This window comes from Streptomyces sp. NPDC002643 (genome assembly GCF_053592555.1).
Genome location: NZ_JBSFVY010000042.1, coordinates 52679 through 75704, shown reverse-complemented (window position 1 = coordinate 75704; position 23026 = coordinate 52679). Strand labels below are relative to the sequence as shown.

Here is a 23026-nt window from a genome sequence, read left to right as displayed (position 1 = left end):
GCACGCTGTTGAGTTCTCAAGGAACGGACGCTTCCTTCGTACTCACCCAGACTCTCGTCTCGGCTTTCCTCCGGGCGCTTCCCTTCGGTGTTTCCAACCTTACCAGATCCGTTTTCCGTTCCGTTCCCGGTCGGAATTCATTTCCGGTGGCCGTTGGAGGGCCTTTGCCTATTCGGTCGCCTTGCGGCTCCCTTTCGGCGAGTTCGACTTTATCAGAGGTTTTTGGCCGGACTGACCGGCCGCTAGTTCTGATTCATCGGTTGGTGGCCCACTCGGGAAATCGTGTTCACGATCTTCAAGAGGAGCCGACAGATACGCTCAGTCGCCACGGGGTATGTCCACCTCTAGGCAACTGTTCGAATCTACCTCCCCACAGGTTCCGTGTCAACGGCTCTTGCGGGGCGAAGAGGAGACTAACAGCTTGACGGGAGTGGACGCACATCAGGCCGCGGTGGGCACTGCCGCACTGCGCTCGGGCTCGTCGACGTCGCCCGTCTCGCCGGCCCGTGCGGCACGTCCGCCCAGGACATAGACGTACGCGAGGAAGCCGAGTTCGGCGAGGATGCCGATGGTGATGCGGGCCCAGGTGGGCAGGCCGGACGGGGTGACGAAACCTTCGATGGCACCGGAGATGAAGAGGACCAGCGCCAGGCCTATAGCCATGCCCAGGGCGGCTCGCCCCTCCTCGGCCAAGGCTGAGCGGCGGTTGCGCGGGCCGGGGTCGATGACGGTCCAGCCGAGGCGTAGGCCCGTACCGGCGGCCACGAAGACGGCGGTGAGTTCCAGGAGGCCGTGCGGGAGGATCAGGCCCAGAAAGACGTCCAGGCGGCCGGCCGAGGTCATCAGGCCGATGCCGACGCCCAGGTTGAGCATGTTCAGGAAGAGTATCCAGAGGACCGGCAGGCCCAGGAAGATGCCCAGGACCAGGCACATCGCCGCGGCCTGGGCGTTGTTCGTCCACACCTGGGCGGCGAAGGAGGTGGCGGGATGGCTGGAGTAGTACGTCTCGTACTGGCCGCCGGGGCGGGTCATCTCGCGTAGCTGGTCGGGGGCGGCGATGGTGGCCTGGACCTCCGGGTGGGTGGCTATCCACCAGCCCAGGACGGCCGCGACCAGCGTGGACAGCAGTGCGGTGGGGACCCACCAGTGGCGTGAGCGGTAGACCGCGGCGGGGAAGCCGTGGGTCAGGAAGCGGGTGACATCGCGCCAGGAGGCACGACGGGTTCCGGTCACGGCACTGCGCGCGCGGGCGACGAGTTGGCTCAGGCGACCGGTGAGCTGCGGGTCGGGGGCGCTGGACTGGATCTGCGAGAGATGGGTGGCGGTGCGCTGGTAGAGGGCGACCAGTTCGTCGACCTCGGCGCCGTTGAGGCGGCGCTGGCGGCGGAGCAGGGCGTCGAGGCGGTCCCACTCGGCGCGATGGGCGGACACGAAGACATCGAGGTCCATGGGGGTCTGCTGCTCCTCGTCCCTCTCGTACTGCGTGTCAGCTTGTCGGCTTGTCACACACGTCGTACTGCGGCGTGTGTCCTCAGCTTGGCAGACTGGCCACTCTCGGGGCAGGTCAGGGGATGTACCGGAAGGACTACGGGTGTGAGTGAGCTAGTGACGGGCGAGGCGGTGGCGCTGGAGCTGCGCCCCGCGAAGCTGCCGAGCCGGGCGCTGGCCGTGTTGCTCGACCTGATCGTGGCCATGGTCGTGTACATCGCGGTGACCCTGGTCCTTGCGATATCGACGGCGAGTCTCGACGAGGCCGCGCAGGCGGCGATGGCCGTCGCGAGCTTTCTCCTGGTGCTGGTGGGTGGGCCGATAGCGGTGGAGACGCTCAGTCATGGGCGTTCGCTGGGGAAACTGGCGTTCGGGCTGCGGGTGGTGCGGGACGACGGTGGGCCGATCCGCTTCCGGCACGCGTTGGTGCGGGGTGCGGTCGGGGTGGTCGAGATCCTGATGACGTTCGGGGTCGTCGCGTGCATCGCCTCTCTGGTGTCGGCGCGTGGGCGTCGGCTGGGCGATGTGTTCGCGGGGACGCTGGTCGTGCGGGAGCGGGTGCCGAGCGGGCAGACGCCGTTCGTGCCTCCGCCGCCGTACTGGCTGGTGGGGCGGTTCTCGGGGCTTGATCTGTCGGCGGTGCCGGATGGGTTGTGGCTGGCGATCCGGCAGTATCTGACGCGGATGCGGCAGCTGGATGCGCATGTCGGTGCGGCGATGGCGGAACGTCTCGCCTCGGATCTCGCGGCGCATACGGGGACTCCGGCGCCGTACGGGGTGCCTGCCGGCGCGTATCTGGCGGCCGTGGTGCACGAGCGGCAGGCCCGGGAGGCTCGTCGGACGTTCGGGGACACGGCGGGTGGCGGGGGCGCGGCCGGTACGGGTGTGGGGGGTGCTCCGGGGATGCCGGGGGCGAGTGCGGGTACGGGACGTGCTGCGCCGGGGGCGGCGGCCGCCGGTCCCGGGTGGGCCGGGCCGGGAGTGCAGCCGCCCGTGGGCTCGGGGTATGCGCCGCCCGGGGCGTTCGCGAGCCCGGCCCCGGCGGTGGGGGGCGGGGGGACCGTTCCCGGTGGGTCCCGGGCGACGGCGTCGGGGATTGCCCAGCCGTCTCAGCCGTCGTCGCAGGAGCCGCCGGTCGAGCGGCCCGGCACGGGTTTCGCGCCGCCTGCCTGAGGCCGTCGGACCGTTGACCGATGAGCTTGCACGGGGCTGTCACCCGATGAACGCGGCTGTCGCTGGACGACCGTCACTGCCGCTTGACGACCGTTGTTGTCCCTCGGACGACCATCGCTGTCGCTCGATGGACATGCCCGTCAGGTGAACGTCGACGGTGGTGAGTCGAGGTCCTCAAGTTCGATGCCGGGGGCGGCGAGGACGACGTCGCCGGCGATGTGGACGGTGTGCTGTTCGCCCGTGTCCAGGGCTGTGACCTGGTATTTGTCCACCGTGAGGGGGCCGTTGTCAGTGGCGTGTGCTTCTCTTTCGACCAAGGCCCAGGACTGGTCCAAGGTGCGCGGGGCGAGGACGGGGTCGGTGAAGGCGACGAGGCGTACGCGGGTCGCGGGCGCGGAGGGGGTGAGGCGCAGGAGCCGGGCGGTGGCGATGAGGAATGCCGGTGAGGTGCCAGTGAAGGCGTGGGCGCGGACATTGCCTTCGGTGGCATGCGTACCGGTGGGGTCGGTGCGGACCCAGGTGACGCCGTCGAGGGCGGCGCCGCGGACCTGCCAGCTCGCGGCGTGGAGTTCGAGGCGGATGGGGCGGCCGAGTTCGTCGAGGGCGAGGTCGACGGAGCCGGCGTGGTCACCGGAGGGGGTGGTCAGTTGGGAGACATAGCGCCAGCCGGAGGGGCCGGGCGCGCAGTGGAAGTGTTCTTCGGCGAGGAGGGTGTGGTCGTGCGGGTCGTACAGCGAATACCGGCCGCGGGGCATGGGTGTCCTGGGTCTTGACGGGCTGGTCCGGCCGGCGGACGGGTCACGGGCCGAACGGGCAGGCCCCCGGCACGGGGGTGCGGGGGCCTGCCCTGGAGCTGTCGCGCGAGTGTGTCAGCGCACCGACGCACTCAGCGCGTACGGCACCACTGGTACGTGATCAGTAGCGGTAGTGGTCGGGCTTGTACGGGCCCTCGACCTCTACGCCGATGTACGCGGCCTGCTCGGGGCGGAGCGTGGTGAGCTTCACGCCGAGCGCGTCGAGGTGGAGGCGGGCGACCTTCTCGTCGAGGTGCTTGGGCAGCGTGTAGACGCCGGTGGGGTACTCGTCGGGCTTGGTGAACAGCTCGATCTGGGCCAGGGTCTGGTCCGCGAAGGAGTTGGACATCACGAACGAGGGGTGGCCGGTGGCGTTGCCCAGGTTCAGCAGGCGGCCCTCGGAGAGGACGATGAGCACCTTGCCGTCGGGGAAGGTCCAGGTGTGGACCTGCGGCTTGACCTCGTCCTTGACGATGCCGGGGATCTTGGCGAGGCCGGCCATGTCGATCTCGTTGTCGAAGTGGCCGATGTTGCCGACGATGGCCTGGTGCTTCATCTTGGCCATGTCCGAGGCCATGATGATGTCCTTGTTGCCGGTCGTGGTGATGATGATGTCGGCCTTGTCGATGACCTCGTCGAGGGTCGTGACCTGGTAGCCGTCCATGGCGGCCTGGAGCGCGCAGATCGGGTCGATCTCGGTGACGATGACGCGGGCGCCCTGTCCGCGCAGGGACTCCGCGCAGCCCTTGCCCACGTCGCCGTAGCCGCAGACGACGGCGGTCTTGCCGCCGATGAGGACGTCGGTGGCGCGGTTGATGCCGTCGATCAGGGAGTGGCGGCAGCCGTACTTGTTGTCGAACTTCGACTTGGTGACGGCGTCGTTGACGTTGATCGCCGGGAAGAGGAGGACGCCGTCGCGCTGCATCTCGTACAGGCGGTGGACGCCGGTGGTGGTCTCCTCGGTGACACCGCGGATCTCGGAGGCCAGCTGGGTCCACTTCTGGGGGTTCTCGCCCAGGGTGCGGTGGAGGAGCTGGAGGATGACGCGGTGCTCGTCGGACTCGGCGGTCTCGATGGCCGGGACTTTGCCGTCCTTCTCGTACTCGACGCCCTTGTGGACGAGGAGGGTGGCGTCGCCGCCGTCGTCGAGGATCATGTTCGGGCCGCCGGTGGGGCTGTCCGGCCAGGTCAGGGCCTGCTCGGTGCACCACCAGTACTCGTCCAGGGTCTCGCCCTTCCAGGCGAAGACCGGGACGCCCTGGGGGTTGTCCACCGTGCCGTTCGGGCCGACCGCGATGGCGGCGGCGGCGTGGTCCTGGGTGGAGAAGATGTTGCAGGAGGCCCAGCGGACCTGGGCGCCGAGGGCGACCAGGGTCTCGATGAGGACGGCGGTCTGCACGGTCATGTGCAGGGAGCCGGTGACGCGGGCGCCGGCCAGGGGCTGCGACTCGGCGTACTCCTTGCGGATCGCCATCAGGCCGGGCATCTCGTGCTCGGCGAGGGTGATCTCCTTGCGGCCGAACTCGGCGAGCGAGAGGTCGGCGACCTTGAAGTCCTGTCGGCTGTCGACAGTCGTCATTACGAGCTGCTCCTCGGTGTCGGATTCGAGGGTGGGTAGGGCTGGTCTGCGCGGCGGCGGACACAGGGGTGCCCAAAGAGGACACAGGCATGCCCGCGTGCGCGCAGCGCAGTCCGTCGGAGGCCCTCTCTCCCTCGGTCGATCCGCGTCGGGACCGCCCGACCGCCATCAGCAGCGACGTCTGGCTCCGTCCCAAGCTACACCGGCCGACCCTCACGGCCCCAGCCCACCTCCGAACAGATCAAGCCGAAGCGTGGGTTGGGGCTTCGGGGAGTAGGGGGTGGGGGTGAGGGGTCTGAGCCCGGCCGGGGTGGGCGCCGGGCAGGGTGAGAGCCCGGCGCGAGGTTCGCGGCGGGCCCTGGTTCTCCTGCGGGCGGCATGTGGCCGGAGTGGGGGCACTGCTCGGCCGTTGCATGGCAGACAGGCCGGTGAGCGGCGGTTCGGTCGGCCGCTGACCTGGTGCCGCTGCAGCCGAGGCCGGAGGGCCGGTCGACGACCCGGGTGCTCCCGCTGGGGTGGCCGGTGGTCGGTGCAGGTCAGTCGACAATGCAGCGCTCCGGCCGGCCAGCTGGTGACCGGAGCGGGCCGGTCGCTGGCCCGGCACTCCCGCCGACGTGGGCCGGAAGGCCGGAGGTCGGCGCAGGACCGGGGTCGACGCCCCAGCGCTCCCGCCGAGGCGGCCGGAAGGCCGGCATGGCCGGAGCAGGTCGGTCGACAACCCGGTGGCCCCGCCGGTGGTCGGCGTGGGGCCGGCGGGCGGCCCGGTGCTCGATCGGTGGGGGGTCAGTGGTCGGTGGTCGGGACGGGGCCGCCGGGGGTGGCCTCGGGGTCGGGGCCCTTGGCTGCTTCGGTCTCGCTGTAGATGTCGGGTTCGAGGTAGATGACGCGGGCGATGGGGACGGCCTCGCGGATGCGGGCCTCGGCGGCGTCGATGGCGTCGGCGATCTCGGTGGCCGTGTCGTCGTGCTGGACGGCGATCTTGGCGGCGACGAGGAGTTCCTCGGGGCCGAGGTGGAGGGTGCGCATGTGGATGACGCGGGTGACGGTGTCGCCGTCGACGGCGGCCTTGGCGATCTTCTCGACGTCCTCGGCGCCGGCGGCCTCGCCGAGGAGGAGGGACTTGGTCTCGGCGGCGAGGACGATGGCGATCAGGATGAGCAGGATGCCGATGCAGAGGGTGCCGATGCCGTCCCAGAGGCCGTCGCCGGTGAGCAGGGCGAGGCCGACGCCGCCGAGGGCGAGGATCAGGCCGACGAGCGCGCCGAGGTCCTCCAGGAGGACGACGGGCAGTTCGGGGGCCTTGGCGTGGCGGACGAACTCGGTCCAGGACTTCTTGCCGCGCAGGGCGTTGGATTCCTTGATGGCGGTCCGGAAGGAGAACGACTCGGCGATGATCGCGAAGACGAGGACGCCGACGGGCCAGTACCAGGCCTCGATCTCGTGCGGGTGCTTGATCTTCTCGTAGCCCTCGTAGATGGCGAACATGCCGCCGACGGAGAAGAGGACGATGGAGACGAGGAAGGCGTAGATGTAGCGCTCGCGGCCGTAGCCGAAGGGGTGTTGCGGGGTGGCCTCGCGCTGGGCTTTCTTGCCGCCGAGGAGGAGCAGGCCCTGGTTGCCGGAGTCGGCGAGGGAGTGCACGGACTCGGCGAGCATCGATGACGAGCCACTGAAGATGAACGCCACGAATTTCGCTAGCGCGATCGCGAGGTTGGCGCCGAGCGCCGCCACGATCGCCTTGGTTCCGCCTGACGCACTCATGTGTCCGAGTTGTCCCTTCGCCTACGCAAGTGTGCTGCACGTCTGCCTTGGCTTGGGCACACGCGTTCGTCCGTCACCGGCCGGGCTTTGCCCGCCTTTTGCAGTGGGCATTGTTGCAGCCCGGTCCGGTGTCGGTGCGCCGGGCTGTGGATAAGTTCCGTGGGCCGGGGTGCGGATGGGGGTCAGGCGACCACGGTGGCGCGGAAGAGGGTGCCGGTTCCGGACACTTCGACCGTTTCGCCCGCCAGTACGAAGACGGACTGGCCGGGGGCGAGCGTGTGTTCGCCCGCACGCACGGTACCGGCCGTGCAGAGCAGGATCTGCGGAGTCGCGCGCGTGAGGTCGCGTGCGGTGCCCCCTTCGGGGAGGAGATGGCGGGAGAGGCGGAACTCGTCGATGGGGGTCTCGTAGACCTCCTCGCCCTCGGGGGACGCCTCGGGGCGCAGTACGCCGGGGTCGGTCGCCTCGAAGCGGACGATGCGCAGGAGTTCGGGGACGTCGACATGCTTGGGGGTGAGGCCGCAGCGCAGGACGTTGTCGGAGTTGGCCATGATCTCGACGCCGAGGCCGTTGAGGTAGGCGTGCGGGATGCCGGCGCCGAGGAACAGGGCCTCGCCGGGCTGCAGGCGGACGTGGTTGAGGAGCATGGCGGCGATGACGCCGGGATCGCCGGGGTAGTGGTGGGCGATCTCGGCGTACGGGGTGTACTCGCCGCCGAGACGGGCGCAGGCGGCCGCGGCCTCGTTGACCGTGGTGGTCATGGCCTCCGGGTCGGCGCCCAGGATCGCCGTCAGCACCTCGCGCAGGGCGGCCTCTTCCGGGTGGGCGTGGAGGAGGTCGACGTACGGCTTGAGGGAGTCGACGTCGAGGCCGGCGAGCAGGTCGGCCGCGCGGAGCGGGTCGCGGAAGCCGCAGAGGCCGTCGAACTCGGTGAGGGCGCAGATCAGTTCGGGCTTGTGGTTGGCGTCCTTGTAGTTGCGGTGGCCGGCGTCGATCGGGATGCCTCGGCGCTCCTCGTCCTCGTAACCCTCCCTGGCCTGTTCGAGGTTGGGGTGGACCTGGAGGGAGAGGGGGGCGCCGGCGGCGAGGATCTTCAGGAGGAAGGGGAGGCGGGGGCCGAACTTTTCGACCGTTTGGATTCCCAACTCGCGTTCCGGTGCCTCGTCGATCACCTCGTTGAGGGGCCCTCGTCCGGTGCGTGAGGGGGCGCCGGGGTGGGCTCCCATCCACATCTCCGCCTGTGGCTCGCCGGTCGGGGCCACGCCGAGGAGGTTCGGGATGGCGGTGGCCGAGCCCCAGGCGTAGGGGCGGACGGTGTTGTCGAGGCGGTCCATGCTGTGTGTTTCTCCGTACGTGGGGAGCCTGCCGGCCCCTGGTCGGGGTCGGACTCCGTTCGGGAGGCTCCGTAGGGGGCGGTGTCCGGTGAAGATCGGGGAGTCGGGGCCGGGTTCCCGTAAGGATCAGGCTCCGGAAGCGAGCGAGAGGTAAACGGCGGCGAAATCCGTGATGGCGATCATCTCGGCGAGGGTCTCCAGGTCGCTGCCCTCTTCGGGTTCCAGCTCGCTGATCGCGGTGTCGTGGCTGAGGGCGAGTTCGCGGGCGGCGGGGACGGCGCTCAGACCGCCGTTCGGCCGGTCGCGCAGGAGCACCACGCGCGCGTGGAGGGCGGGTGGTTCCTCGACGCGGTCGCGGAAGAAGTCGTCGGGGTCGGCGCTCGCGGCCAGCGGGCCGGAGAGCAGCACGGTGTGCGAGGCGAGGGCTTCCGGCAGTTGGGCGGCCACGGCGGGGCGGCCCGCCAGTTCGGCGAGAGCGGCGGAGAAGCGGCGGCCCACCGGGCCCGCGGCCTGCCCCTCGGTCCAGATCACCGGCAGCGCGTCGGCGAGCTCGGCGGCGAGGGTCTTGGCGGGGTTGCTGTAGGTGGCGATGGCGGGTCCGCAGCGCTCTGCCACGTGGTCGAGGCGGTCGGCGACCTTCGCCAGGGCGTCCGGCGGGGCCGCGACCAGGCCGGTGCGGTCGAGGAGGGCGAGCATCGGGGTGAGCAGGGCCCACAGGACGCCCGGGGCGGCGGCGCCGAGGGGCACCTCCTGCTCGTACGGGCCGGTCGCCATCGGTACGAAGAGGCCGTGGGCGCCTGTCACCGCTTCGGCGACCGGGGTACGGGCCGGGGCGACGGCGACGACCGTGGCGCCCCTGCGGTAGGCCTGCTCGACCAGGAGCGTGAGGCCGGGTTCGCTGCCGTCGGCGGTGGCGACCAGCAGGAGGTCGACCGGGCCCGCCCAGCCGGGGAGGTCCCAGCGCAGCGCGCCGGGGGCGGGGGCGACGCCCGTGGGGTGAATGCGGGTGAGGGGGCAGCCGGCACCCGCCAGGGCGCCCAGCAGGTCGGCGACGCCCGCCGAGGCCATGCCCGGGCCCGCGATCAGCAGGGCGCGCGGGCGGCCGTCCGGTTTGAGTTCGGGGATGCCGGCCTCCGTGCCGAGGCGGATGGCCGTGCGGACCCTCGCGCCCGCCTCGGCGGCGCCACGGAGCAGGTCGCGGCGGTCCGCCTCCGACAAGGCGTCGGGGGTGTCTAGCAGCGATTCGTCGAGCATGGGCGGCAGCCTCCGATCGCTGGGTGCCCTGGTGCGCCGATGCGCCGGGTTCCGGGGTTTTCGGAACTCCGGGTATCCCTACCCGTAAGGGTGCGCCCGCGTGCGGTGTGGCGGGCAGGTGTGTGGCTACGCGGGGCGGCGGGCCTCGTCGACGAGGAGTACGGGGATGCCGTCCCGGATGGGGTAGGCGAGGCCGCAGTCCTGGCTCGTGCAGGTCAGCTCCGTGTCCTCCTCGGTGAGGGGGGCGTGGCAGGCCGGGCAGGCGAGGATCTCCAGGAGGCCGGCTTCGAGCGGCATGTCTCGGGTCCCTTCGGGAGCGGGTTCTGTGGGGTGCGGCCTGGTCAGAGTACCGCCGTCGGGGTTGCGCCGCCGGGGTTGGGGCGGCCGTCCGTGGGGTGGGGCCTGGGTGGGAGTCCGTGGTCGGCGCTGGTGTCGGTAGGGAGTGTTTCGCCCCCGCCGCCCCTACCCGTCCCATCCCCAGGGGCCTGGCCCCTTCGACCCCGGTTCGGGGCTGCGCCCCCTGGGTGCCTACCAGCTCGGGAGGGCCGGGTCGGTTGGCGGGTGCGGGATGTGTGTGGTTGTTCGCGCAGTTCCCCGCGCCCCTGAAAAAGACCGGGGCTGCGCCCGGTTTTTTCAGTCACCCCGCCCTGTCCGCACCCCCGGCCTCGCCCGCCTCCGCGCCTTCGCACCGGTCCGCGGCCTCGGCTCCATCCACACGCCGGCCCTCGTCCTCGGCCCTGTTCACCTCGCCCCCGTCCGCTCCCTCGCCCCATCCGCGTCCTCACCCGGGCTCAGCCCCTGATGCCCGGGCTCAGCCCCTGATGATTGCCAATACCTCGTCCCTCACCTTGGTCATCGTTGGCTCGTCTCGGGCCTCGGTGTTCAGGCGGAGGAGGGGTTCTGTGTTGGAGGGGCGGACGTTGAACCACCAGTCGGGGGAGGTGACCGTCAGGCCGTCGAGGTTGTCCAGGGTCACGTCCTCGCGGCTCTCGTACGCGGCCTTGACGGCGGCGATACGGCCGGCCTGGTCGGCGACCGTGGAGTTGATCTCGCCGGAGCCCGCGTAGCGGTCGTACTGGGCGACCAGGGCGGAGAGGGGGGCTTCCTGGCCTCCCAGAGCCGCCAGGACGTGGAGGGCGGCCAGCATGCCCGTGTCGGCGTTCCAGAAGTCCGCGAAGTAGTAGTGGGCGGAGTGCTCGCCGCCGAAGATGGCGCCGGACCTGGCCATCTCGGCCTTGATGAAGGAGTGGCCCACGCGCGTGCGTACGGGGGTGCCGCCGTTCTCCCTGACCACCTCGGGGACGGACCAGGAGGTGATCAGGTTGTGGATGATCGTGCCCTTGCCGCCGTGCTTGGCGAGTTCGCGGGCGGCGACCAGGGCGGTGATCGCGGACGGCGGGACGCCGACTCCCCGCTCGTCGACGACGAAGCAGCGGTCGGCGTCGCCGTCGAAGGCGATGCCCAGGTCGGCGCCCTCCTCGCGGACCCGCTTCTGGAGGTCGACGATGTTCGCCGGGTCCAGGGGGTTCGCCTCGTGGTTCGGGAACGTGCCGTCCAGCTCGAAGTACATCGGGACCAGGGTCAGCGGCAGGCCGGCGAAGACCGTGGGGACCGTGTGGCCGCCCATGCCGTTGCCCGCGTCGACGACCACCTTCAGGGGGCGGATGGAGGTCACGTCGACGAGGCCGCGGAGGTGCGCCGCGTAGTCCTTCAACGTGTCGCTCTGGGTGATCGTTCCCGGTGTGGCGGCGGGCTCCGGGGCGTCCGACTCGCTCCAGGTCTCGACCAGTGCGCGGATCTCGGCGAGGCCGGTGTCCTGGCCGACGGGGGCGGCGCCCGCGCGGCACATCTTGATGCCGTTGTACTGGGCGGGGTTGTGGGAGGCCGTGAACATCGCGCCCGGCAGGTCCAGCGCGCCCGACGCGTAGTACAGCTGGTCCGTCGAGCAGAGGCCGATCTCGGTGACGTCCACCCCGAGGGCCGCCGCCCCGCGCGCGAAGGCACGCGACAGGCCCGGCGAGGAGGGCCGCATGTCGTGGCCGACGACTATGGCGTCCGCGTCCGTCACCCGCGCGAAGGCCGCGCCGAAGAGCTCGGCGAGGGTCTCGTCCCACTGGTCCGGGACCACCCCGCGTACGTCGTACGCCTTCACGATCGTCGACAGATCCGCCACGGCCAAACCCTCCTGAAGTCCTCACCGGTCACCACACCGGTCACCACAAACTACCCGCCACCACTGACAGTCGGCCGGGTGATCGCCGAGGACACTTCCGCGATGCCTCGCGGTCATCTCACGGAAGCATCCACTCCAGTACGGGGGTGCTCTGTCCCACCACGATCAGGCACATCACCAGCAGCAGACCGAGGCTCCAGGGGAGCACTTTGCGGAGCAGGTCTCCCTCGCGGCCGGCGAGGCCGACGGCCGCGCAGGCGATGGTCAGGTTCTGCGGGGAGATCATCTTGCCGAGGACGCCGCCGGAACTGTTGGCGGCGGCGAGCAGTTCGGGCGACAGGCCCGACTGTTGCGCGGCGCTCACCTGGAGGGCGCCGAAGAGGGCGTTGGCGGAGGTGTCGGAGCCGGAGACCGCGACGCCGAACCAGCCCAGCACCGGCGACAGGAAGGCGAGCCCGGCGCCGGCCGCCGCCACGAAGTGCCCGATGGTGGCGGCCTGTCCGGAGAGGTTCATGACGTAGGCGAGCGCCAGGACGGAGGTCACGGTGAGGATCGCGAACCGCAGTTCGCGCACGGTGGCTGCCCACTCCCTGACGGCCACGCGCGCGTGGACCCCCAGTACGACCGCCGTGCACAGTCCGGCGAGCAGCACCAGGGTGCCGCCCGTGGACACGATCGGCCAGGTGAAGACGTTGCCCCCTACGGGGTCGCCGTCCGGGTCGGCGACGTCCAGGAAGGGCCAGTCGTACGTCTGTGTCGCCCCGGCCAGCCAGTCCTTGATCGCGGGGATCTGGGCGATCGAGAAGATGACGACGATGAGGGCGTACGGGGCGTAGGCGCGCAGGACTTCGTGCGGCGGGTCCTGTTCGTCGAGGTCCTCGCTGCGTACGCCGGTGAGGACGGCGGCGCGTACGGGTTCGGCAGCGGGTTTGCGGGCGCCGGGTACGGCGACGAGGGCGCCCGCTCCCAGCAGGGCGGCGCCGATGTCGGCGAGTTGGGCGGAGACGTAGTTGGAGGCGATGAACTGGCCGACGGCGAAGGCGAGTCCGCAGACGAGGGCGGGCGCCCAGGTCTCGCGCAGCCCGCGTCGGCCGTCCACCAGGCCGACGAGGACGAGCGGTACGACGAGTGCGAGCAGCGGTGTCTGCCGGCCGACCACGGACGCGACGGTGTCCAGGGGCAGTTCGGTGACCTGGGCGAGCGTCACGACCGGTGTGCCCATGGCGCCGAAGGCGACGGGCGCGGTGTTGGCGACGAGTGCGACGACGGCCGCCTTCACCGGTTCGAAGCCGAGGGCGACGAGCATCACCGAGCAGATGGCGACCGGCGCGCCGAAGCCGGCGAGCGCCTCCAGGAGCGCGCCGAAGCAGAACGCGACGACGAGCGCCTGGATGCGCGGGTCGTCGGAGAGGCGGCCGAAGGAGCGGCGGAGGATGTCGAAGTGGCGGGTGTGGACCGTCATTCGGTACACCCACAGGGCGTTGACGACGATCCACATGATCGGGAAGAGGCCGAACACGGCGCCCTGGGCGGCGCTGGAGAGCGTTTGGCCGAGCGGCATGCGGAAAGCCAGCCAGGCGACCAGAACGGCCGCCAGAAGGCCGATCAGCCCCGCGAGATGCGCCTTCAGGCGTACGCCGCCGAGCAGGACCAGGACGATCACCAGGGGCAAGGTCGCGACGAGGGCGGACAGGCCGAGCGAACCGGCCACGGGTTCCAGTTCCTGGACGTACACGGGCGCCTCCCTGGATTCCACGGGATTCCGCGATGCGGAAAGCGGTTTCACACGGGCACCGGAATGGTCGTGTCCGCGACAACCGCGCGTCAACAGGGCCGCATCACTGAACGGAACGGGGAGGGGCGGAAAAGAGCCACGCGGACAACGGGCCCGCGCGCGGCGTCAGTTGTCGGGGCTGCGCAGGATGCGGAGGTGGCCCCGGCGGGCGACCTCCATCGGGTCGGCCGTGCGGGCGTTGCCGCCGGCCTCCGCCGCGCGCTGCTGCGGACGGGCCGCCTCGCGTACGGCGTTGGCGAGGGCTTCCAGGTCGTCGCCGCTGGGGCGGGCCGGGGCCGAGCCGTCCAGGAGTCGTACGACCTCCCAGCCGCGCGGGGCGGTCAGGCGCTCGGAGTGCTCGGCGCACAGGTCGTAGCAGTGGGGTTCGGCGTAGGTCGCGAGGGGGCCGAGGACCGCGGTCGAGTCGGCGTAGACGTACGTCAGCGTCGCGACGGCGGGACGGCCGCAAGCGGTGCGCGAACAGCGACGTACAGGGCTCACGAGGTTGGACGGTACCGCACTCTTGAGCGGGCCGCGACGACTGGCCACCAGGTCACTCCACCGTGTCGTGGTGTGAAACGTCCCACACACCCCATGGAACCCACCGCGTTGACCTGCGAGTAACCCACCGTCCGGGATGCCGAACAGTCGGCAACTCGATCAATTTTCGGTATAAACCAGGCAATTGGCGCTGGTTCGCCGGTCTCGGAGAGATATGGAATCAAGCCCAACCTTGGCTGGAATGGTCATCCCGCGACATGGGGTTCGCCCCCTAGGGGCATCGCGTCGCGGCGAGCCGGTTGGACACGGCGGACGTGTGCAGGTCAGTCGCGTCCGGCCCGCTCGCCGGGCCGGAGTGTGGGGTCGGGCGCGTAGTCCTCGCGAGGACTACGCTTCGCAGGTGATGGACAACCTCGTACCGCCCCGTGCCTCCTCCGCACCCGGGCCCCGCCGCCGAGACCGGCACGGCAGGGGGATGCGCGGGCCGATCGCGCCGCCCCAGGTCCCGCTGGCGGCCAGTCGTGCCGAGGTCTTCGCGGATCTTGTGCAGGATTCCGTGGAGCGGCTGGAGCGGCGGTGGCCGCAGCTTGCCGATATCGACTTCCTCGTGCTTGAGGTGCCCCGGCTGGACGGGCCGGGGGACGGGCCCTGGAACGACGAGGCCGTGCCGCTCGGGGGGATCGTGCCGGCGCGGGAGGGGCGGCCGGCTCGGGTTGTCGTCTATCGGCGGCCGGTCGAGATCCGGACCAAGGGGCGGGATGAGCGGGCGGCGCTGGTGCATGAGGTTGTGGTGGAGCAGGTGGCGGAGTTGCTGGGGTTGAATCCGGAGACGGTTGATCCTCGGTATGGGGAGGACTGACCGTCGGTGGGGGTGCGGGTGGGTTGGTTGTTTCGCCCCCGCCGCCCCTACCCGTCCCGTCACCAGGGGCTGCGCCCCTTCGACCCCGCTTCTGGGGGCTGCCGCCCCCAGGCCCCCGCTGAGATGAGTGCCACCGTGCGGGTTCGTCGTGGTTGCCCGCGCCGTTCCCCGCGCCCCTTTCAAGCGCCTTCGGCGCTTTCAGGGGCGCTGCAGGATCGACAAGTCCTGTTCCGCCTCCGGGACCGCCACTGTTCCGCGGTCGTCCGGGAGGGTTTGGATGGTGAAGGCGGGGACGGTGTCCAGTTTGGCTTCCAGGGTGCGGGAGGCGTAGACCGGGGGGCCCGAGAGGGATTCGACCGTGAGGGCGTAGGTGCCCTTCAGGCCGGTGGGGGTGGGCAGGTCGACGTTCTGGGTCGTGCCTTCCTCGATCGTGAACGTCTTGGTCGTGGGCTCGCCCCCTTCGGTGCCCGCCGAGGCCGTGACCTTGACCTTCGCCGTGCCGGTGGGGGCCGTGAGGGCGAGGGTGGTGCCCTTGGCCCGGTTGTCGGTGACCGTCGCCCGGGCGCCCACGGGGCGGGTGGCGGGGATGTAGGCGGTCTCCTTGTCGCCGCCGGTGCCCCGGATCACCCTCAGGGCGGCCACGACCGGGATCGACTCGTCCGTGGGGGTGAGGTAGATCGAGCCCGGCTCGCCGCGCGTGACGTCGCCCAGGTCGGCCGTGGCCGTCATGCCCGCCTTGATGTGCAGGCTCTCGTTGCCGGCGGGGGTGATCGGGCCCGTCGGTGAGGCCAGGCGGATCTTCAGGTCGGCGTCCGTGTCACCGGGGGTGAAGGCGATGAGCTGGACGGACTTGGCGTCCTCGGGGATGCCGGGGAGTACCACGCTGCCCGCCGGGTCGGCGGTGGCGGTGAGCCAGTCGCCGCCCACCTTTTTGTCGAGGGCCTGGAGGGCGGCGCCGACCCGGCCGCTGCGGACGCTGACGTGGACCGTGAGGTCGGCCTCCTTCTCCGTGACGAGCGTCGACAGCAGAACCGGCTCGGTGGAGCGGGGCATGACCGTGATGCCGTCCCCCACCGTCGACTTCAGGGCGCCGTCCTTGCCGTAGAGCTCGATGTCGACAACGGCCGCCGAGTCGTCCGGGTTGGTGAGGTGGACGTAGTCCGTGCGGTCCGCGGCCGTGCTGCCGCCCGGGAACCAGAACTCCGTGTCCGGGGCGGTGCAGTTGACGCCGAGCAGCCCTCGGCCGGTGCCGACGGCGACCTCCGTCGTCTCCTGGACCGTCCAGCCGGGGGCGAACTTCCCCTGGGCCGTGCCGATCAGCGCGGGTGTGTCGGCGCTGTCGGCATCGGCGGTCACGGGCGTGCCGGGTTCCTTCACTTCGAGAACCGGTTTGTTCGCCTTATCGCTTTCGCCGGTCTTCTTGTCCTCGCCCTCGTCCTCGTCCTTGTCCGGGGACTGGGAAGGGGACGGGGAGTCCGCCGCGTCCGCCTCCTCCGCGCGCGTCAGTTCCGCACTGCCCTCGTTCCCGCTGCTCTTGGTGACGGGGGTGAAGGACGTGTACGTGGTCTCCCCCACGTCCGAGGTGCTCGGCTGGGGGCAGAGCAGGCCCGTGCGCTCCACGGGGAGTTGGGCCGCCGCCTTGGCGGAGGTGTCGCCGGTCGAGGTGTCGGGTGCGGACAGCGTGGCGAAGCCCGTGACGGCGGCCAGCGCGGTCACGCCGGCGATCAGGGACAGGGTCTGGCGGTTCACTGCTGGCTCCCGTCGGGGCGCTCACTATCGGCGCCGGTGCCGTGCGACGGGTCGTACGTCGCGTCATAGCCCTGGGTGTACGTCTGGTCGTACGAGGCCGGGTTGCCCCCGTAGGAGGCGTACGGGTCGTACTGGGCGCCCTGATAGGGGTCGGCCTGGTAGTGCTGCTGGTCGTAGGTGCCCGCCGGGTACTGCTGGGCGTTCTGGAACTGCTGGTCGTACTGGCCGTATTCGGCGCCCGCGTGGCCCGGGGTGTCCCAGCCGTCGTACGACTGCTGCTGCGGGACGGGGGCCGCGACCGGGGCCTGAGCCGGAGGTGGGGGCAGGTCGGGGTCGGCGGACTTCTCGGCCTCGGCCTCCGCCTGGGCGCGCAGTCGGCGGGCGCGGCGGCCGTCGCCGGTGATGTCCTGGGCGGGGACGGCGACCGGCTCGTCCGGGAGGTCGTCGTCGACGTCCCGGCGGCGTCCGGGGAGGGCGAGGACGACGAGGACGACCGCGAGCGAGCCCTGGGCCCACAGCCAGCCGGTGTGGCCGAAGGGGGTGTCGAAGGTGACGTCCAGCTTTCCGCCGTCGACGGGCAGTTGGAAGCCCTGGGCCCAGCCGTCGACCGTGGTGGGGGTGAGCGGCTTTCCGTCGAGGGTGGCGGTCCAGGACTCGTCGGCGGTGTCGGCGAGGCGCAGGACCCGGCCCGAGCCGCCGGCCGGGATGGTGGCGTGCACGTCGACGGGACCGGCGGCGACGGCCTTGGGATCGCCCGAGGATGCCTCGATGGTGACGCGGGAGACCTGGCGGTCCACCCGCCACAGGGCGCTGCCGTCCTGCTGGCTGAGGCGGCTCAGGCCGGGCGTGGCGTCCAGGACGCGGCTGACCTCGCGTGGGGCGCCCTGGCGGACGAGGACGTAGCGGACGGCGAAGCCGCCCAGTTCGTCGGCCTGGTCGGCGCCGGAGCCGGCGACCAGGTTGGCGACGACCTTGTCGAGCTGCTCGTTCTCGCCCGCCACTGCGGTGAGTTCGGCGTCGCCGAGGCGGACGCCGGAGCCTCGGACCAGGGTGTAGGAGACCTTGGCGGTGGTGGTGCTGTCGAGGACAAGGGTGCGGGCCTGGTCGCGGGTGCCGCTCTCCTCGGCGACGAACGCGGGCACCTGGACGGGGTCGCGGCGCTTGAGGGGTCCGTCGGCGCCGCCGAGCATCCATCCGGCGGCGGCGAGCAGCGGGCCCACGGCGGCGGCGAGCGCGATGAGGACGGCCACCGGCTGGCGCCAGCCGAAGCTCTGCTCGGCCACACGCGCGCGTGCGCCGTCGGCGCCCAGGGTGGCGGCGCCGAGGAGGGCGAGGCCGTAGACGAGGGTGGCGGGACCGGCCCAGGCGGAGCCGTTGGACAGGACGGCGAAGACGAGGCCCACCAGGGCGGCCGTCCAGGCGGTCCGGATTCCCAACTGACGCTCCGAGCGCAGCAGGGCGGCCAGTGCGGCCAGGACGATGCCGATGAGGGTGAGGCCGCCGACCGTGCCCGGACCGCCGGGGCTGATGCCGAGCAGATCGGTCGCGGAGGCCGCGCTCGCCCCGTATTCCAGGCCGGCTTCCTGGAAGAAGCCGGACGGCAGCAGCGTCAGCGACCAGGGGGCGAGGAGCAGCAGCGGGGTGCCCAGTTGGACCAGGAAGCGCGGCCCGTAGGCGGTGATCTCGCGGCGGCGTACGGCGAGGAGCCCGACGCCGAGGACCAGCGCGATGGGCCACACGATCGGGGTGAACGCGGTGGTGATCGTCAGCAGCAGCGCGTACGCCCAGGTGGCGCGCCAACTGCCGCGCGCCCCCGTGCTGTTCGTGAGCCCTCCTGCGGCGGCGCCCGCGCGGGCCATCAGGGGCAGCAGGATCGCGAGGACACAGGTGCCGATGCGCCCGCCCGCGAGGGCGCCGGTGACGGCCGGCAGGAAGGCGTAGACGACGGCCGCCCACGCGCGCAGCAGCCGGGACTCGACCAGGGGCCGGGAGGCGAAGTACGCGGTGAAGCCGGCCAGCGGGACGGAGGCCACGACCAGCAGGGTGACCGCGAGTCCGGCGGAGCCGAACAGCAGGGAGGCGAGCAGGGCCACGATCGCGAGGTAGGGCGGCGCGGCCTCCGTGCCGCCGGTGCCGACCGCGTGCCAGGCGTCCGCGTAGCGCGACCACAGTGCGGAGGAGTCGGCGGGGGCGGGCAGCAGGGCGCCGCCCATGAGCGCGCCGCCGCTGAGCAGGGAGCGGCAGGCGATCAGCGAGGCGAGGAGGAGCAGGGCGAAGAGCACGGGGCCGGGTTTGCGCGCGACGCGCTTGAGCCGGGCGAACTGCTCGACCTCCAGGAAGTCGGCGTCGTCGTCACCGGGCCCGGACTCGACCGCGCCGCCGTGCCGTCCGGCCGCCGGGGACTCGGCGTCGGAGCGGCCGAACAGATCGCCCGCCGCCTGTTCGACGGTGGCCCGGACGGTGGCGCCGGGCGGCGGGAACAGCGCCCGCAGCTCGCCCTTGTCGATCTGTGAGCGGCCTCGCTTGCCGCGTCCGGCGATGATCCGCTCGGGTCGCAGCAGCACGCTCAGCAGACCGCGGACCTCGTCGAGGGCTTGTCCGGGGACCTTGCCGACGAGGTAGGCCACGACCCTGAGGAGCGTGCCGAGGACGATACGCAGCAGCACCCAGGGAAGCTGCGGCGTACGGGAGTTGACGAGGAGGGTGTAGACGGCGCCCGCCTTGTCGACCATGTGCGGGGAGGCGGCGGAGCGGCCCACGCAGTCGACGGTGCGGCGCTCTCGGGAGGCGGCCTCGGCGTGCCGTACGACCGCTTCGGGGGCGACGAGGACGCGGTGGCCGGCGTCGGTGGCACGCCAGCACAGGTCGACGTCGTCACGCATCAGGGGCAGTCGGCGGTCGAAGCCGCCCAACGCCTCGAAGATGTCGCGGCGGATCAGCATGCCGGCGGTGGAGACGGCGAGGCTGGGTTTGACGTGGTCGTGCTGGCCCTGGTCCTGTTCGCGGCGGTCCAGGCCGGTCCAGCGGCGGCCGGAGTCGGCGATGGTGACGCCGACCTCCAGGAGCTGACGGCGGTCGTACCAGCCGCGCAGCTTGGGGCCGACGACGGCCACGTCGTCACGGCCCAGCTCGCGTTCGTTCTCCACGACGCGCAGCAGTTGGGCGAGGGCGTCCGGTTCGGGGGCGGAGTCGTCGTGGAGCAGCCACAGCCACTGGACCGGCTCGCCGTGCGGGAGCTCGGGCATGTCGTACGCGTCGTCGCGCCAGGTGCGGGTGACGGGGTCCCAGCCGCTGGGGCGCCTCAGATACGCGAGGTCGTCCTGGGTGAGCACGCCCGCGGTGCGGTTGGCCTCGTCGACGGCCTGGCCGAAACCGGTGCGTCGCGCGAGATGCAGCACACGGTCGGGGCCGAGGGCGTCGGCGAGGAGCTGGGCGGAGTCGTCCGCGCTGCCGGTGTCGGCCGCCATGACGCTCTGGACGGGGCGCTCCTGGCCGAGCAGCCCGGCGAGCGCGTCGGGCAGCCAGCGGGCGCCGTCGTGCGCGACGAGGACCGCGGTCACCACATGGCGTGGGAACTCGGGAGTGGCAGCGTCGTGGTGGGCTGCCGGGTGGCTGTGCACGGACATCGAGGTACGGGCCCCGGTTCGATGGACTGCGGTGGACGTCTGTGTCCGGCGGGGACAGCGGGACGTCTCGGACGAGGGCCCACACTAACGGCAATGCAAAAGGGGCGGCGCGGAGCGCCTCGGTGAGGGGTGGTGGCCGGGAGACGGGCGGGCAGGGCGGCCCGCCGCCTGTGGATAACCCACCTGCGACGGGCCGTTGCTTCCGGTGGTCTCAGACCGCGGCCTTCTTCAGACGGCGGCGTTCGCGCTCCGACAGACCGCCCCAGATCCCGAATCGTTCGTCGTTGGCGAGGGCGTATTCGAGGCACTCGGAGCGGACCTCGCAGGCGAGGCAGACCTTCTTGGCCTCGCGGGTCGAGCCGCCCTTCTCGGGGAAGAAGGACTCGGGATCGGTCTGGGCGCACAGCGCGCGCTCCTGCCAGCCGAGTTCCTCGTCCGCGTCGTCGACCAGCAGTTGCTGCACGAGCTCGGTCATGTGCGCCCCTCGTCCGTCCTTCGCGTCCCCGTCGTGCGGCCGTTACCGATTTCGGCTGAACGACACGAGTGAAATTACAAGTGTGCTGCTACGGGCGAGTCAAGCCGAGATCTGCTATTGGGCCCCTTATTCACTCTGCGGAACCAAGGCTATGCGGAAAGTGTTCAAATCGGCATAAACCTGACAGCAGCTTGGCGGCGGACGGGAGTTCTCGAAGTACGGGGCGAGGTCTCCCTTCCTTACGGAGGAAGACGCCCCGGAGTTCGATCTCGTTCCGACGTGTTTCAGCCGACTCGCTCCGGGCGTGCCCGGTGGTGCCGTACCCGGGCGTGCCCGGTTGTGGCCATGTCTCCCCGGCGCCCCATGCACAAACCTTTCGCCGCGCGGATGCACCGGAAGAGGTGAACCGGCATCCACATACCGGACGTGAAGTTGACAGCGGAGGTGTGAACCGCTGTCCTAGTGGGCATGCTCGCGAACTTGGCACTCACCTCGACCCGCTCCGCCGGGTCCCTCGGTGCTGTCCGCGCTCGCCGTAGCTGTCGCTGTTGCTGTCCCAGCTGTTGAGCCCTACGCGCTCCGGCTGTCACTGAGCCCATCCCGGCTCGGTCGTCGTTCCCTTCTTGCCCGCACCAGGGCGACCGTGTCCCGCCCGTGACCCGGGTGGGCGGCATTACGACACCCAGACCTCCCCCACGTACTCCGCCGAGGAACACCTCACTCCATGAACAGCGACAGCGACGTACAGATCGCCGGCGACATCCTCGAAGTACCGCACCTGCTGCAGGCACCGCGCCAACATCCCGTCACCGTGGCCGAGTTCGCCGGACTCGCCCGCTCCATCGCCGAGGACCGCGCCCAGTGGGAGCGCCTCGTCGAGTACGACGCCGCGACCCGCTGGTACCACCGGCTGCGCACCGGCCCCGGCTACGAGGTGTGGCTGCTGTCCTGGGTGCCGGGTCAGGGCACCGGCCTCCACGACCACGGCGGCTCCTCCGGGGTCATGACCGTCCTGGAGGGCACGCTCACCGAGCACACCGACCGGGGCACACGGGTGCTGGAGACCGGCGCGCAGCGGGTGTTCGCGCCCGGGTACGCGCACGAGGTCGTCAACGACACCCTGGAACCGGCCATAAGCCTGCACATCTACTACCCCGGGCTGACGGACATGCCGATGCTCCCCCAGTCTCAACTCCGTTCGACCGGGGGGACCCCCATGAAGGCGTGCGCGGTGGAGGCGGGGACGGAGACGGAGACGGAGACGGCGGCGGCCGTCGCGGGGTGAGGGGGACACCGCGCGAGCGGGAAACCCACCGCCCACGCGAGCGGGAGGCCGGCGGCACGCGCGCGTGAGGGTCAAGAAGCGGGCACGCGCGCGGGTGCGGAAGCGTCGGTGTGTGCGGTCGGCCGAAAATCGGTCGTGGTCACGGCCCGGCGGTCCGTTGTCGTACCTGCCTGCAAGACTGCTCCCATGCGCATTGTGGTTCTGGCAGGTGGCATCGGGGGTGCCCGGTTTCTGCGGGGTCTGAAGCGGGCCGTGCCGGAGGCGGAGATCACGGTCATCGGCAACACCGGTGACGACATCCACCTCTTCGGGCTGAAGGTCTGCCCCGACCTCGACACGGTGATGTACACGCTCGGCGGCGGCATCAACGAGGAGCAGGGCTGGGGGCGGGCCGACGAGACCTTCCATCTCAAGGAGGAGCTCGCGGCGTACGGCGTCGGGCCGGAGTGGTTCGGGCTCGGGGACCGGGACTTCGCCACCCACATCGTGCGGACGCAGATGATCGGCGCCGGTTATCCGCTGAGCGCGGTCACGGAGGCGCTGTGCGACCGGTGGAAGCCGGGCGTCCGGCTGCTGCCGATGACCGACGACCGCGTCGAGACCCATGTGGCCGTCACGCTGCCCGACAGCGGCTCCGCCGAGGGCACCGGCGAGCGCAAGGCGATCCACTTCCAGGAGTACTGGGTGCGGCTGCGGGCCTCCGTGCCGGCCGAGGCGATCGTGCCGGTCGGCGCCGAGCAGGCGAAGCCCGCGCCGGGCGTCCTGGAGGCCATCGCGGCGGCGGACGTGATCCTCTTCCCGCCGTCCAACCCCGTCGTCTCGGTCGGCACCATCCTCGCCGTACCCGGTATCCGGGAGGCGATCGCCGAGGCCGGGGTGCCGGTCGTCGGGCTCTCCCCCATCGTCGGGGACGCGCCCGTGCGGGGCATGGCCGACAAGGTCCTCGCCGCCGTCGGCGTCGAGTCCAACGCCGCCGCGGTCGCCGAGCACTACGGCTCCGGGCTGCTCGACGGCTGGCTGGTGGACACCGTGGACGCGGGCGCCGTGGAGCGGGTCGAGACCGCCGGGATTCGCTGCCGGGCCGTCCCCCTGATGATGACGGACCTGGACGCGACGACGGCCATGGCCCGCGAGGCGCTGGCCCTGGCGGAGGAGGTGCGGGGCGCGTGAGCGGGGAGGCGACGGGGGTCGAGAACGCTGA

Annotated in this window: 17 protein-coding genes; 4 read left to right on the top strand and 13 right to left on the bottom strand. The window is 71.4% G+C overall.

Annotated elements, in window-relative coordinates:
* Window positions 1-441 precede the first annotated feature (441 nt).
* Window positions 442-1449, bottom strand: coding sequence for a stage II sporulation protein M (locus ACWD4G_RS39840; RefSeq protein ID WP_451302572.1), 1008 nt, complete (start codon window positions 1447-1449; stop codon window positions 442-444).
* Between the two features lie 144 nt (window positions 1450-1593).
* Here ACWD4G_RS39840 and ACWD4G_RS39835 point away from each other — a divergent pair, with 144 nt between their 5' ends.
* Entirely contained in the window at window positions 1594-2661 is a 1068-nt protein-coding gene (locus tag ACWD4G_RS39835) for an RDD family protein (RefSeq protein ID WP_451302562.1), read from the top strand.
* A 140-nt stretch (window positions 2662-2801) separates the two neighbouring features.
* Here the strand turns inward: ACWD4G_RS39835 and ACWD4G_RS39830 are convergent, their stop codons facing one another.
* The 9 genes from ACWD4G_RS39830 to ACWD4G_RS39790 form a co-directional block, all read right to left on the bottom strand.
* On the bottom strand, window positions 2802-3416 hold the full coding sequence (locus ACWD4G_RS39830) for a hypothetical protein (protein WP_451302560.1): 615 nt from the start codon (window positions 3414-3416) through the stop codon (window positions 2802-2804).
* Between the two features lie 160 nt (window positions 3417-3576).
* Window positions 3577-5034 (bottom strand): adenosylhomocysteinase, encoded by a 1458-nt coding sequence (gene ahcY / locus ACWD4G_RS39825; protein ID WP_451302558.1) that lies wholly within the window; start codon window positions 5032-5034, stop codon window positions 3577-3579.
* Window positions 5035-5817: 783 nt separating this feature from the next.
* Window positions 5818-6795: a cation diffusion facilitator family transporter gene (locus ACWD4G_RS39820; protein ID WP_451302556.1), complete on the bottom strand. Its 978-nt coding sequence runs from the start codon at window positions 6793-6795 to the stop codon at window positions 5818-5820.
* A 182-nt stretch (window positions 6796-6977) separates the two neighbouring features.
* Complete coding sequence (gene manA, locus ACWD4G_RS39815) at window positions 6978-8129, bottom strand: mannose-6-phosphate isomerase, class I (RefSeq protein ID WP_451302554.1); 1152 nt, start codon at window positions 8127-8129, stop codon at window positions 6978-6980.
* A gap of 126 nt (window positions 8130-8255) precedes the next feature.
* The gene (locus ACWD4G_RS39810; protein WP_451302552.1) at window positions 8256-9383 is read right to left on the bottom strand and encodes an SIS domain-containing protein; all 1128 of its coding nucleotides are present in this window, start codon (window positions 9381-9383) and stop codon (window positions 8256-8258) included.
* Between the two features lie 126 nt (window positions 9384-9509).
* Window positions 9510-9680, bottom strand: coding sequence for a Trm112 family protein (locus ACWD4G_RS39805; protein WP_005485663.1), 171 nt, complete (start codon window positions 9678-9680; stop codon window positions 9510-9512).
* A 514-nt stretch (window positions 9681-10194) separates the two neighbouring features.
* The gene (locus ACWD4G_RS39800; RefSeq protein ID WP_451302549.1) at window positions 10195-11562 is read right to left on the bottom strand and encodes a phosphomannomutase/phosphoglucomutase; all 1368 of its coding nucleotides are present in this window, start codon (window positions 11560-11562) and stop codon (window positions 10195-10197) included.
* 112 nt (window positions 11563-11674) lie between these two features.
* Window positions 11675-13291 carry an L-lactate permease gene (locus tag ACWD4G_RS39795; protein ID WP_451302547.1) on the bottom strand — a complete coding sequence of 539 codons (1617 nt, stop codon included), beginning with the start codon at window positions 13289-13291 and terminating at the stop codon, window positions 11675-11677.
* Window positions 13292-13456: 165 nt separating this feature from the next.
* Window positions 13457-13879: a DUF3499 domain-containing protein gene (locus tag ACWD4G_RS39790; protein ID WP_451302545.1), complete on the bottom strand. Its 423-nt coding sequence runs from the start codon at window positions 13877-13879 to the stop codon at window positions 13457-13459.
* A 355-nt stretch (window positions 13880-14234) separates the two neighbouring features.
* Here ACWD4G_RS39790 and ACWD4G_RS39785 point away from each other — a divergent pair, with 355 nt between their 5' ends.
* Complete coding sequence (locus ACWD4G_RS39785) at window positions 14235-14690, top strand: metallopeptidase family protein (RefSeq protein WP_451302570.1); 456 nt, start codon at window positions 14235-14237, stop codon at window positions 14688-14690.
* Window positions 14691-14888: 198 nt separating this feature from the next.
* On the opposite strand, the gene ACWD4G_RS39780 is transcribed toward ACWD4G_RS39785, so the two are convergent.
* The 3 genes from ACWD4G_RS39780 to ACWD4G_RS39770 all read right to left on the bottom strand — a co-directional run bounded on the left by ACWD4G_RS39780 (window position 14889) and on the right by ACWD4G_RS39770 (window position 20540).
* Window positions 14889-16439 (bottom strand): DUF5719 family protein, encoded by a 1551-nt coding sequence (locus ACWD4G_RS39780; protein ID WP_451302543.1) that lies wholly within the window; start codon window positions 16437-16439, stop codon window positions 14889-14891.
* A complete protein-coding gene (locus ACWD4G_RS39775; protein WP_451302541.1) occupies window positions 16436-20065 on the bottom strand; it encodes a glycosyltransferase in 3630 nt (1209 codons plus the stop codon). The genes ACWD4G_RS39780 and ACWD4G_RS39775 overlap by 4 nt, the downstream gene beginning before the upstream one ends.
* Window positions 20066-20276: 211 nt before the next feature.
* Window positions 20277-20540, bottom strand: a complete 264-nt coding sequence (locus ACWD4G_RS39770) for a WhiB family transcriptional regulator (protein WP_003975777.1) — start codon at window positions 20538-20540, stop codon at window positions 20277-20279.
* Window positions 20541-21264: 724 nt separating this feature from the next.
* Here ACWD4G_RS39770 and ACWD4G_RS39765 point away from each other — a divergent pair.
* Window positions 21265-21825, top strand: coding sequence for a cupin domain-containing protein (locus ACWD4G_RS39765; RefSeq protein WP_451302539.1), 561 nt, complete (start codon window positions 21265-21267; stop codon window positions 21823-21825).
* Between the two features lie 186 nt (window positions 21826-22011).
* The gene (gene cofD / locus ACWD4G_RS39760) at window positions 22012-22995 is read left to right on the top strand and encodes a 2-phospho-L-lactate transferase (protein WP_451302537.1); all 984 of its coding nucleotides are present in this window, start codon (window positions 22012-22014) and stop codon (window positions 22993-22995) included.
* Window positions 22996-23026: the final 31 nt, after the last annotated feature.